Consider the following 12,376-nt stretch of genomic DNA (forward strand, 5'->3'; position numbering starts at 1 on the left):
AATACCATGCAATTACTTTCTGGCTGACTCAACGTTCTTGCAATACCAGTCGTAAGTAATCGCCAACGCTTCGTCGAACGAGAATCGTGGCTTGAATCCCAACGCCGTCAGACGCGAGATATCGTATGCTCGCAGCTTTTGGCCATCTGGCTTTGTCGCATCCCATTCCACGTTGCCGCTGAAGCCGGAAATCTGGCAAAGCGTGTCGACCGTATGCCGAATCGTATACGATTGACCGGTCGCCAAATTGATTGCGCCGGTGTGTTTTTCGGCGATAAGGCGAAGCGCGTATGCGGCGTCGCCACTGAAGAGAAAGTCCCGTTCCGCCTTCCCGGACCCCCAGACGGAAATGGGCTGCCCTAGAACAGACGCACGATAGAACTTCGACACAAGAGATGGAATGACATGCCCGAATTTCTCGTCGAATTTGTCGTGCGGACCAAAGAGATTGGTGGATACGCAAAATGCGTAGTCCATTCCATATTGATCTTTGTAGGCCTCCAGTTGCGCAAGCATACCGCGCTTGCTGTGTGCGTACGGAGCCTCGGAATGATGCGGCGCCCCAACCCAGATTTCTTCCTCCGACATCGGGAGACGCACCTGATCAGAGTAAATGGCTGTCGAGCCCATGGCGACAAACTTCTTGCAGCCTGTCTGACGCGCAGCCTCGACTACGTTGGTGTTGATCCGAACGTTGTCCAGATACGCGATACCCCGATTGGACATATTCCCCATGATGCCGTACACCCGGGCCGCCATATGGAAAACTATAGTCGGGCGCAATTCATTGAACATTGCTTCAGTCGCGTTTTGATCTCTAAGATCAACGTCGCTGCTCGTGATTGCGACGACGTTCGAGTACCCCGAATCCGCCAATTCCTGCTTTAATGCGTGACCGATCACTCCACCGGCGCCCGTGATCAAGACTCGCTCTTCAGATTCCGCCATTCCTAAACTCTCCAAATTTTTACCGGTTGCTTTCCTGTCAAACACTTTGCGACCGCAATCGAGTTCAACATTGGAAGAGCACACGGTGTCGCAAACGTCACAATCCGCAACAATTATACAGACACTACCCTATCTGCTACCCTGAACCTACGAAGGCGGCGACTGCAAGTGTGATGGGACGCGGAGTCCTCAACGCAACTGTTCGCGCGCGGCGCCTGGGCCAAGAAGACGAAGTCGTCACGCTCCAAAGACGGGGGTAAGCTGCGGGAGTGGATCGCCGGCCACGAGCATGACTCAGCACTTGTGCATGTAGACAATTTCGGGTATGCCGCGCGCGCCTTTTCCCGGTCGTCCTCGCGAGCCTGCCGTGGACGCGTAATGATAAAGCTCCATAAATTACGCCCATAAGTTTCAACAGCCTCTGTCGCGCACGAAAAGGCACAATTCAACGTCGTTGAAAGCGGCTGTCGCATTCAGATCGCCGAGCCCGCACACATCCCTCGTCAGTCGCTTTCCGGATCTGCCGAAAGACCGCGGTTACGCCCCTCCAAAGCACCCATTCGCGGCGATACAGCGGGAGTGCCCATAACGCGGCGGCAGCGGGATCCCAGGTCGCGCGCCATCGACGGCCACATTGTCAGCGCTGAACAATTGAACGGTCGCTCGTCGCGAGGCACACGGATCCGAGCCTGGCTCACAAGCGGTTTGACGTGCGCAATCTTGACCGAATCGTCCGCTCCGTTACCGACGGTAACGATTTCATGACCGGGGAAATGCGTCCTCGCTACAACGCTGTCGATGCCAGCACCGGTCGGCCGCAAACCGCGTCAGGATGGTCTGACTCATGAGAGGTGGCACGGGCTGCTTCGGCAAGCGGACACGGCAGTTTCACTCCGTCTATTCGACGGCGCCAAGATGCCACGCCATACGAAATGCGGCTTAACACGCGCCGCCCTCCTTGACGCCTGGCCTCGCATCGGCCAGCGAAACACTCGCGGCCGGCACGCGTCGCCAATACAGTACGCCGGGGAATATTGACGGATGCCGGCGCCGCCGAACTGCTCGATGAATCACAACTCAATGCACCAATCCTGCGGAACTTGAAGCCGACATGGAATCCGCCCCTTCTCCACGAGTCTCTTGTGAAGCGTGCCCGAACGGCAAAATATGCTTTCCGAATAGAAGAGATGCGAGTCCCAAGCACATTCGAAATACCAGTCGTGACGAACACCAAACGCGTCGATCCCGTCTTCGTCGGAGTAGACGATGCAAACGTGCGGCTTAGCCACAATTGCGGAGGACGTACGTCGAATGGATGAACGGCACCGAATTAATCGGCCCACGCGTGCCGTCGGGCGAACTATGGCGGCACCACTCTGCGATTCGGCTGCGCACGTATCGGTCGCATGCTCTCGGCAGGATCGACAGCTGTCCGGGAAACGCGAGCCGTGCGCCGCCGACATCAGGTTGCCCTGTGACGCAGACGTCGTTATCAGCAACTCAGGGAAATGAGGCAGAAAAAGCTGAACGAGGTAACCTGGCACCGCACTCCATCAACGATCACGCGTTGAAAACACGCTGCGCGCGCAATGAATACGCCGTCGCCCTCGGCATATCACGCGTCGGTGACGGCTCCGGAACCGCCGCGCGGGTGGTTTGCGCAGGCGGCGCGCCGTCGAAACCTATGATCTTGTGCGTACCCCGGAAGTGAATCGCTCAGATATCGGGTAATTCGCTGCTCTAAGCGCAGACGCCGGACAGCGTCACCGACCTTACATGATAAGACGCAGGCAGATCGACTCGGCACAGGGCCGGCTTGTCACCGGACATCTTTTCGCCGTGCTGCAAATCCTGCAAGCAATCACGCAGCCCCGGCCGGCGGACGCGTTCAGCCTGTCGTCGCCTCATACTCCGACACGACTTCTTCCGTCGGCCCGAAAGCGCGTACACGACCACGCTCCATCCAAAGCACCTTGTTGCATACCTTGCGGATTTCGGAGTTCGAGTGCATCGCCAGCACGACGATTTCGGCCCGGCTATGAAGATCGGCCAATCGCGCTTCCGCCTTGTGCATGAACGACGCATCACCGACGCCCATCACTTCGTCGAGCAACAGGATTTCGGCATCGACTGCAGTGGACACTGCAAACGCGAGCCGCACCTTCATCCCGCTGGAATACGTACGAATCGGCAGGTCCAGATAATCGCCGAGTTCGCAGAACTCAGCGATTTCGCGCTGCTTCTCCCGAATCTCCGCATCTGACATGCCGAGCAACAGCCCTCTGAGCCGAATGTTCTGCATGCCGGTCGAGTTCTCGTCCATGCCGAGGCCGATATCGAGGAGCGGCACCACGCTTCCTTCACGCAACAACTGGCCAGACGATGGCGGATAGATGCCCGCCATCGCACGAAGCAATGTCGATTTCCCCGCCCCGTTGTGTCCGATCAGCCCAACGCGGTCGCCACGCTCAAAACGGAAACTCACTTCGTCCAGCGCACGCACGACGATCACACCGTCGTTGCCCTCGGCGATCCTGTTGCGGCGCCCCATGTTGAGCACCTGCTTCTTGAGCGAACGCCCTTGCACGTCGAAGATCGGCAAATCGAGCGTTACGCTCTGTAATTCGATAAACGCCATATCGTTTCTCTCAGACCCAGTACGGAATACGCTTCAGATAACGTCCGGTCATCAACAGGGCGACAGGCCATCCAATCGCTGCCATTCCGACCGTGATCGCCCAGGTCAATTCACTGGGCATCTGTCCGATAAGCGGGCCACGCACGAGGTCGATCAGATACGCGAGCGGATTCCACTCGACAATGAAAGAGAAGCGATTAAGCGCATCGGGGCGGAAAATGATCGGCGTCACATAGAACGCGACCTGAAGCAATGCGCTCACGATCTGCGGCAGATCGCGAAAGCGCGCCGACAGCAGGCCCACCACCATCGCGATCCATGTTGCGTTCAGCACGTACACCAGCAGCGCCGGAATGAATACTGGCAACGTCTCCCAACTTTTCACGCCGTAGATCGCCAGCAGCGCGATGACGATCACGAAGTTGTGGGTAAGGACGATCAAGTTTCGCCACACGACCTGCAGGATATAGATCAGTTTCGGCGTGGCCATTTGCCGGATATAGGGCGCGCTGTTGATGTACGCGACGCTGCCTTCCACGATCGTCGTCGAGAATAAACCCCACAGCACGATGCTGGCAGCAAGAAACGGCAGGTATTCGTTGATTTTCTGGCCGAACAACGTGCCGTAAACGACACCTAACGACGAAATCATCACACCCATACTGATCGTGAGCCAGAACGGCCCCAGGCGCGAACGCGCATAGCGTTGCCGAATTTCGAGCCAGCCGAGCAAGGTCCACAACCGCCACGCCGTGATGCTTTTCTTTAGGTCCGCAAGTGAAAGGGTCAGCATGCAAGCTTTCAAAAATGAAGGAATAGGGGCGTCAGACAGAATTGTCGACTATGTCAGCGCGCCCTGGCACGTTATCGAGTCGATGCCTGGCCCACTACGACAGCAGTCAAATGGGGCAGGCATGACCACGAATCGGATCATTTGGCGTCCCTGCGAGTACAAAACAAGCACGCCGCGAACGTTGCCATGCCGCAGATCGCAAGGGGGAACAACCATCCGAGCCGCCTCAGGCCCGGCATTTTACCCGGTCGCCATGCCCGCCAGAGTCATCTGATGGTAATTTTCGCGCGGGAACGGCAAATTATATGAAGCCGCCGGATGCAAAAGCCACGTTGCTAACAACTTGAAACAGCGACACCGAACCGTGCTTGGTGGCCAAAGCGCGGGCATGGTGAAGTTATTAGTGTCGGATGAAATTTTTCGCGTAGCCTCCGGGAACGAACTTTTGCTACCGTATGCTCGACTCCCGAACACCCACGAACCCATGCCCCATCCCCCCATCGCCATCGGCGACATCCAAGGCTGCCATTCCGCTTTCCAGTCGCTGCTCGCCAAGCTCTCAGCCCCCGGCGACACCCCGCTCTGGATCGCCGGCGACGTCGTCAACCGCGGCCCGGGCTCCCTCGCCGCGCTGCGCGCGGTCGTCGACCTCGGCCCGCGCGCGACCGTGGTACTCGGCAACCACGACCTCCACCTGCTCGCAGTCTCCGCCGGCCTGCGCACCGAACGCCCCGGCGACACGATCGGCGAGATCCTCGACGCCCCCGACGCCGAAGCCCTGCTCGATTGGGTCCGCCACCGCCCGTTCGTGCATGTCGAAGACGGAAAGCTGCTCGTCCATGCGGGTGTGCTGCCGCAATGGGACGCCACGCTCGCACTCGAACTCGCCGACGAGCTCCAGCGCGCACTCCGCGCCCCCGACTGGCGCGACACGCTGCAAGGCCTGTACGGCAACGAACCCAACCAATGGAACCCGAACCTGAAAAAACGTGACCGCATGCGCGTCGCATTCAACGCGTTCACGCGCCTGCGCTTCTGCACGCCCGATGGCGCGATGGAATTCAAGGCGAACGGCGGCCCCGACAGCGCACCGCCCGGCTACCTGCCGTGGTTCGACGTGCCGGGGCGCCGCACTGCGGACGTGACGGTCGTGTTCGGCCACTGGGCCGCGCTCGGCCTGATGCTGCGCGACAACGTCGTCGCGCTCGATTCGGGCTGCGTATGGGGAAACCAGTTGTCGGCCGTACGGCTGACGGCCGATCCAGCGCAGCGCACGGTCACGCAGGTGCAGTGCGAAGCGTGCCGCTCGCCGGGCGGCGAGTGACCACACGCTGATTCGCCCAACCCGGCCGGGCCGGGCAGCGCGTCAGCCCTCGCGCCCCGGCACGGGCGCGTCCGCCGCCCCCTCGCCCGCCGCACCGGCGCCGAGCTCGGTCGCCGGATACGCATGCTTCTGCAGCTCGGCGAGCGACTCGGCCGTCGGCTTGCCGACCTTCTCCTGCATCGCCGCCAGCGCGGCCGCGATCGCATCGCGCGCCGCCGCGGACGTCGCGCGGCGATCGCCGCCCGGCGCGATCGGTTCGCACACGTACAAATGCGCGACGAGCGGGCCGCCGCGCAGCACCATGTCGAGCGACTTGCCGAGCGACAAATCGCCCGTGTAGGCCGGCGCGACCGACTGCCGCCCGTGCGCATCCTCGTACATCAGGCAGATCGGCTGCACCGCGCAGCCGGCCGATACCGCGGCCTGGAACAGGTTCGCATGGAACGGCAGCAGATCCTGGCCGTCGGACGTCGTCCCCTCCGGAAACACACACATCACGCCGCCGTTGCGCAGGCGTTCGGCCATCTCGTGCATGATCCGCATCGCCTCGGTGCGCTTCTCGCGCTGCAGGAACACGGTGTCGAGCTTCTCGGCGAGCCAGCCGACGACCGGCCACTGCCGCACCTCGGCCTTCGACACGAACGGCGTCGGCCGCCACGCGTTGACCGCGTAGATGTCGAGCCACGACACGTGGTTGCCCACGACGAGCGCGCTCGCGTCGAGCCGCGCGCCGTCGTTGTGGACGACGAGGCGCATCCCGCAGATGCGCAGCATCTTGACCGACCAGCGGCGCGTCAACTCGGCGCGGCGCGCGGGCGTGACGTGCGAAAAACGCAGCGCGACGATCACCATGCCGCGCAACAGGTGAAAGACGAGACGCAGCTTGCGAAAGGCGATCATGGCGAAGGTCCGGCGTGGTTCAGTGGCGCTCGAACGCGACCTGCCCGCCCACGAGCGTCGCGCGCACGGTGGCCGGCAGTTCGTAGCCGAGGAACGGCGAGTTGTGGCCCTGGCTCTTCAGCGCACGCGGCTCGACGCGCCAGTGCGCGCGCGGGTCGAACACGCACAGGTCCGCCGCGCCGCCTTCGGCGAGGCGCCCCGCCGGCAGTTGCAGCACGTCGGCCGGCGCGGCCGTGATGCGGCGCAGCGCCTGCGCGAGCGGCGTGCGCGTCTCGTCCGCCCATTTCAGCGTGAGCGACAGCAGCAGCTCGAGCCCCGTCGCGCCCGGCGTCGCTTCGGCGAACGGCAGCAGCTTCTCGTCGTCGTCGACCGGCGTGTGATCGGAGCAGATCGCGTCGATCGTGCCGTCGGCAAGCGCCGCGCGGATCGCTTCGCGGTCGCGCTCGCCGCGCAGCGGCGGATCGAGCCGGAACTGCGAATCGAAGTAGCCGATGTCGACGTCGATCAGGTGGACGTGGTTCACGCTGACGTCGCAGGTCACGGGCAGCCCTTCCGCCTTCGCCGCGCGCACGAGCGCGAGGCCGGCCGCCGACGACAGCCGCGCGAGGTGCACGCGCGCACCCGTCACGCGCATCAGTTCGAAAATGGTGTGCAGCGCGATCGTCTCGGCCGCGACCGGCACGCCGGACAGCCCGAGCCGCGACGCGAGCGCGCCGCTCGCGGCCACGCCGCCGCGGCCGATGAACGCGTCGAGCGGACGCAGCCACGTCGTGTAGCCATAGGTGCTCGCGTATTGCAGCGCGCGCAGCAGCACCTGCGTGTCGCGCACCGGCACGTTCGCATGCGTGAAGCCGACGCAGCCGGATTCGGTCAGCGCGACCATCTCGGTGATCACTTCGCCCTTGAGGCCGACGGTCAGCGCGCCGAGCGGATGCACGTTCGCCTGCCGCAGATTGCGCGCGCGGAACTTGAGCATCTCGACGAGGCCCGGCTCGTCGAGCACCGGGTCGGTGTCCGGCGGGCACACGAGCGTCGTGACGCCGCCCGCGACGGCCGCGGCCATCTCGGACGCGAGCGTCGCCTTGTGTTCGTAGCCGGGCTCGCGCAGTCGCGCGCACAGGTCGACGAGGCCGGGCGCGACGATCAGGCCCGATGCGTCGATCGTCTTGTCCGCGTTGAAACCGGCCGGCGCGCCGCCAAGCGCGGCGATCTTGCCGTCCGCGACGAATACGTCGGCCTGCCGTTCGGTGCCGGCGACCGGGTCGATCAGCGTGCCGCCTTTGATATGAATCTTCATGCGCTGTCTGTGAATGCGTTGATTGCGTTGAATGCCTGAACGAGGATGCGCGAAAGCGGGCTCAGTCGCTGTTGCCGGCGACGATGCCCATCACCGCCATCCGCACGGCGATACCGAACGTGACCTGGTTGAGGATCACCGACTGCGGGCCGTCGGCGACCTGCGAATCGATCTCGACGCCGCGGTTCATCGGCCCCGGGTGCATCACGATCGCGTCGGGCGCGGCGAGCGCGAGGCGCTCGGGCGTCAGGCCCCACGTCTTGAAGTACTCCTGCGCGGACGGCAGCAGCGCGCCGCTCATCCGTTCGTTCTGCAGGCGCAGCATGATGATCACGTCGACGCCCTTCAGCCCTTCGTCGAGGTTGTGGAACACCTTCACGCCCATCTGTTCGAGGCCGCCCGGCAGCAGCGTGCGCGGGCCAATCGCGCGCACTTCGGGCACGCCGAGCGTGGTGAGTGCGTGGATGTCGGAGCGCGCGACGCGCGAATGCAGGATGTCGCCGACGATCGCCACGCGCAGCTTCGTGAAGTCGCGCTTGTAGTGGCGGATCGTGTACATGTCGAGCAGGCCTTGCGTCGGATGCGCGTGGCGGCCGTCGCCGGCGTTGATCACGTGCACGTGCGGCGCGCAGTGCTCGGCGATCAGGTACGGCGCGCCGCTCGACGCGTGGCGTACGACGAACAGGTCGGCATGCATCGCCGACAGGTTGTTGATCGTGTCGAGCAGCGATTCGCCCTTGCTCGTGGACGACGCATTGATGTTCAGGTTCAGCACGTCGGCCGACAGGCGCGTCGCGGCGATCTCGAAGGTCGTGCGGGTGCGCGTCGAGTTCTCGAAGAACAGGTTGAACACGGACTTGCCGCGCAAGAGCGGCACCTTCTTCACTTCACGATCCGTCACGCTGACGAACTGCTCGGCCGTATCGAGGATGTGATTGACGATCGAGCGCGGCAGGCCCTCGATCGACAGCAGATGCTTCAGCTCGCCGTTTTTCGTGAGCTGCGGGTTGCCCTTCAGGAAACCGTAGCGAAACCGGTCGGGGCTCGCGGCCGCCGCGGGATTGCCGGTGCGGCCAGTGGTGTCGGTGGTCATGGTGTGCGTGATTCCAACTATGCAAACGGGCCGCGGTGCAAACCAGCGGCCCGGGATACGGTTCGCGTGTGGTTCAGGCGCCGTGCGACTCGACGCGCAGCGTGAACCGCGCATCGTCGCGCGCGAGCACGAGCGTCGCGCCGGCCGCCACGTCGAGCGTGCCGCCCGCGAAGCGTGCGGCAACCGGCAGCTCGCGGCCGCCGCGATCGGCGAGCACCGCGAGCTCGACCGCGGCCGGACGGCCGTAGTCGAACAGCTCGTTGAGCGCCGCGCGCACGGTGCGCCCGGTGTACAGCACGTCGTCGACGAGCACGATGCGCGCGCCGTCGATCTCGAACGGCAGCGACGTCGGGCTGGCCTGGCTGTGCAGCCCCTTCTTCGCGTAGTCGTCGCGGTGCAGCGCGACGTTGACGACGCCGAACGCCGGTGCGCCGAGATCGCGCGCGAGGCGCTCGGCGAGCCACGCGCCGCCGCTGTGAATGCCGGCGAGCCGCGGGCCGCCCGGTTCGGCGAACGCCGTGCCGTACGCGGCGCGGATCTGGTCGAGCAGGACGCGGTAAAGCGCCTCGGCGTCAATGATGCTCATGGTCGGACAATTGATCGAGATACTGTTGAAGAATGACGCGCGCGGCCTCGGCATCGAGCATGTCGGTGCGGGCGCGGCCGCGCACGTTGCGCTCGCGCAGCCCGGCCTCGGCCTCGACCGACGAATAGCGCTCGTCGACCCACGTGACGGGCAGCCCGAAGCGGCCGTTCAACTGGTTGCCGAAGCGCTTCGCCTGCTGCGTCATGTCGTGCGGCGTGCCGTCCGGATGCATCGGCAGGCCCACGACGAGCGCGTCCGGCCGCCATTCGGCCAGCAGGTCGCCGACCGCCTTGAAGCGGTGTTCGCGGTTCAGGTTCTGGATCACGACGAGCGCACGCGCCGAGCGCGTCAGCGCGTTGCCGATCGCGACGCCGATCCGTTTTTCGCCGTAGTCGAACGCCAAGAGCGTCGCATCGCGCGCGCCCGCGCCACTCATGCGTGCCCTGCTTCGCCGGACAGCATCGACGAGCTCACGCCGAGCAGGCCGAGCGCGGCTTCGAAGCGCTCCTCGGCCGGCGTGTCGAACACGATGCGCGGATCGGCGGCGACGGTCAGCCAGCCGTTGCGGGAAATTTCTTCCTCGAGCTGGCCGGCGCCCCAGCCTGCATGGCCGAGCGTCAGCAGGAAGCGTTTCGGGCCGGTGCCCGTTGCGACCGCCTCGAGCACGTCCTTCGACGTCGTCATCTCGAGCCCGCCGTCGACGGACATCGACGAGTTGTAGCTCGCGCCCTCGACCGGCTCATGCAGCACGAAGCCGCGCTCGGTCTGGACCGGGCCGCCGAAGTACACGGGAATGTGCAGCAACGGCTCGATGTCGAGCTTCAGGTCGATGCGGTTGAACAGCGACTCGAGGTCGATGTCGGTGGGACGATTGATGACGAGGCCGAGCGCACCGCGCTCGCTGTGATCGCAAAGATAGACCACCGTCCCCGAGAACGTCGGATCGGCCATGTTCGGCATGGCGATCAGGAACTGGTTGGTGAGATTGATGCGATCGGAAGGCTTTGACATGGTTTGAATTTTAGCAAAGACGCCGCGACCTGACCGGGCCGCGATCAACAAGCAACGCCGCGCCGCGCTGGCAACGGCGCGCGCGGATCACACGGCACTCTAACACGCGCGCGGGCGCTGTCGGCAGCGTGTTGCAGGCCCGCCCGGCGAGGCCCGCCGTCGCGTGTCCGTCCCCTTGTTCGTCAGCTCCGGCCGAGCGCCGCGCCGAGCGCTTCGGACGCCGCCGTGAGATCCGGCGGCGCGACGCCGGCCGCGATCTTCAGGAGCGCCGCGCGCAGCATGTCGGACGCATGGCGGTGCGCATCGAGGCCGCCGTCGCCGAGCGGCACGCCGTGCGCCGCACGGCGCCACGCCAGGCCGAGCGTATCGGCCAGCAGCGCCGCGTGGCCGAGCCCGAGCGCGCACGCGGCCGTGCCGACCCGGTAGGCGGCGCCGGACGCGTGCCATGCGGCGCCGGCGTCGGCCGTGGCCGGATTGGCCGCCAGATCGGCCATCGACGCATCGGCGGTCTGCAGGAAATCCTCGTAGGCATGCGCGTTGACGGTCACGACGCCGAGCGCACGAGTGGGGGCGGCGGCGACCGCATCGTGCTCGGCCCGCGCGGCATCGGCCTCCCACAGCGCCTCCGATGCGGGCGTGCCGGCGACGTGCCAGTCGACCGTCAACCCGTAGTCGTGCAGCACGTCGACGAGCGCGACATCCTCGGCCGCGGCGCCGAACAGCGCGAAATCGCGCCACAGCAGCGCCACCGTCTCGCGCACCAGGTCGGGCGGCGCGCTGCGCCGGCCCTGCGCGTGTTCGCCGAGCAGCAGGTTGGTCCGCGCGAGAAAGCGCTTGAGCTCGGGCGCGCCGCTTGCCCGCAGCGCACGCATGCACGCGGCCGCGAGCCGCCAGAAATCGTACGGTGCGTCGTCGGTGAGCGCGGCGAGCAGCGCGTCGAGTTCATCGAGCGCCGCGCCCGGCGCGCCGTGTTCGGCACGCAGCACGCCGAGCAGCGCCTGCTCGTAGCGGGCGCGAATCCGGGGTGCGACGGTATCGGGCAGCGCGCGCAGCGTGGCGGGCGGCACCGCGCGGCCGACCAGCGCCAGCGCATCGAGCGGCACGCTTGCGCGCAGGTCGGCGGCGCTTTGCGCGCGCAACGCCCGGAAATGCTCGAAGAGAGCGGGCGAGCACGCAAGCTCGCGCAGATTGTGGCGCCCGACGGCCGCACGAAAATCGCGCAGCGCCGCACGCCAGCCGGCCGACGTCGGCTCGGTGGCAACGAGCGGCACCGCGGCCGACAGTTGCCCGGCGAAGCGCGCAGCCGGCAGCCAGCCGGCTTCCGCCAGTACGGCCGCGGCAGCGGCAAGCGGCGCCGCGGCGTCGTCGCGCCGCTCGAACGCGTCGGCGGCCGCCGCCAGCCACGCGTCGGCCGCGCGCACGGCGCCGCCGCGCGGGTTGGGCAATGCGTCAGGGTGGGGAACGTTCGCCGGATCGGACGTCATGGACACGCGCGCCTGTCATCGTCAAGTCGCTCGCGCGTGCCGCGGCGCGAGCGCCGGGCCGGTGCGAGGCCTGAGCGGAGTGCTCGTGGGCCAGCGGTCCGGTCAGATCTGGACCATCTCGAAGTCTTCCTTGCGGGCGCCGCATTCAGGGCACGTCCAGTTGATCGGGACGTCTTCCCAGCGCGTGCCCGGGGCAATGCCCTCTTCCGGCAGCCCGGCTTCTTCGTCGTAAATCCAGCCACAAATCAGGCACATCCAGCTCTTGTATTCCATCTTAAGCCGCGTCGGGGAAAAGTCGGTAA

12 protein-coding genes are annotated in these 12,376 nt (G+C 65.2%); 1 reads left to right on the forward strand and 11 read right to left on the reverse strand.

Annotated features, from left to right (window positions below):
• Nucleotides 1-12 precede the first annotated feature (12 nt).
• The 3 genes from QZM15_RS06990 to QZM15_RS07000 form a co-directional block, all read right to left on the reverse strand.
• Complete coding sequence (locus QZM15_RS06990; protein WP_059574204.1) at nt 13-948, reverse strand: GDP-L-fucose synthase; 936 nt, start codon at nt 946-948, stop codon at nt 13-15.
• 1,888 nt (nt 949-2,836) lie between these two features.
• Entirely contained in the window at nt 2,837-3,586 is a 750-nt protein-coding gene (locus tag QZM15_RS06995) for an ABC transporter ATP-binding protein (RefSeq protein ID WP_059574205.1), read from the reverse strand.
• A 10-nt stretch (nt 3,587-3,596) separates the two neighbouring features.
• Entirely contained in the window at nt 3,597-4,379 is a 783-nt protein-coding gene (locus tag QZM15_RS07000) for an ABC transporter permease (RefSeq protein WP_059574206.1), read from the reverse strand.
• A gap of 484 nt (nt 4,380-4,863) precedes the next feature.
• Between QZM15_RS07000 and QZM15_RS07005 the strand changes: the two genes are divergently transcribed.
• Entirely contained in the window at nt 4,864-5,703 is an 840-nt protein-coding gene (locus tag QZM15_RS07005) for a symmetrical bis(5'-nucleosyl)-tetraphosphatase (RefSeq protein ID WP_302106099.1), read from the forward strand.
• Nucleotides 5,704-5,745: 42 nt separating this feature from the next.
• Here QZM15_RS07005 and QZM15_RS07010 read toward each other — a convergent pair whose 3' ends face one another.
• The 8 genes from QZM15_RS07010 to QZM15_RS07045 form a co-directional block, all read right to left on the reverse strand.
• A complete protein-coding gene (locus QZM15_RS07010) occupies nt 5,746-6,603 on the reverse strand; it encodes a 1-acyl-sn-glycerol-3-phosphate acyltransferase (RefSeq protein WP_302106100.1) in 858 nt (285 codons plus the stop codon).
• A 19-nt stretch (nt 6,604-6,622) separates the two neighbouring features.
• Nucleotides 6,623-7,900, reverse strand: a complete 1,278-nt coding sequence (locus tag QZM15_RS07015) for a dihydroorotase (protein WP_226290042.1) — start codon at nt 7,898-7,900, stop codon at nt 6,623-6,625.
• Nucleotides 7,901-7,961: 61 nt separating this feature from the next.
• Nucleotides 7,962-8,993, reverse strand: coding sequence for an aspartate carbamoyltransferase catalytic subunit (locus QZM15_RS07020; RefSeq protein WP_006476735.1), 1,032 nt, complete (start codon nt 8,991-8,993; stop codon nt 7,962-7,964).
• 73 nt (nt 8,994-9,066) lie between these two features.
• Nucleotides 9,067-9,579 (reverse strand): bifunctional pyr operon transcriptional regulator/uracil phosphoribosyltransferase PyrR, encoded by a 513-nt coding sequence (gene pyrR, locus QZM15_RS07025; protein WP_060965647.1) that lies wholly within the window; start codon nt 9,577-9,579, stop codon nt 9,067-9,069.
• On the reverse strand, nt 9,566-10,015 hold the full coding sequence (gene ruvX, locus QZM15_RS07030) for a Holliday junction resolvase RuvX (RefSeq protein WP_060011442.1): 450 nt from the start codon (nt 10,013-10,015) through the stop codon (nt 9,566-9,568). The genes pyrR and ruvX overlap by 14 nt, the downstream gene beginning before the upstream one ends.
• On the reverse strand, nt 10,012-10,590 hold the full coding sequence (locus QZM15_RS07035) for a YqgE/AlgH family protein (protein ID WP_006491354.1): 579 nt from the start codon (nt 10,588-10,590) through the stop codon (nt 10,012-10,014). Before QZM15_RS07035 ends, ruvX begins: the two co-directional genes overlap by 4 nt.
• 182 nt (nt 10,591-10,772) lie before the next feature.
• Complete coding sequence (locus QZM15_RS07040) at nt 10,773-12,074, reverse strand: hypothetical protein (protein ID WP_302106101.1); 1,302 nt, start codon at nt 12,072-12,074, stop codon at nt 10,773-10,775.
• Between the two features lie 102 nt (nt 12,075-12,176).
• Nucleotides 12,177-12,347, reverse strand: a complete 171-nt coding sequence (locus QZM15_RS07045; protein ID WP_004186709.1) for a rubredoxin — start codon at nt 12,345-12,347, stop codon at nt 12,177-12,179.
• Nucleotides 12,348-12,376 lie beyond the last annotated feature (29 nt).

Origin of the sequence: Burkholderia sp. AU44665 (assembly GCF_030504405.1) — a bacterium.
Lineage (GTDB): Bacteria > Pseudomonadota > Gammaproteobacteria > Burkholderiales > Burkholderiaceae > Burkholderia > Burkholderia semiarida.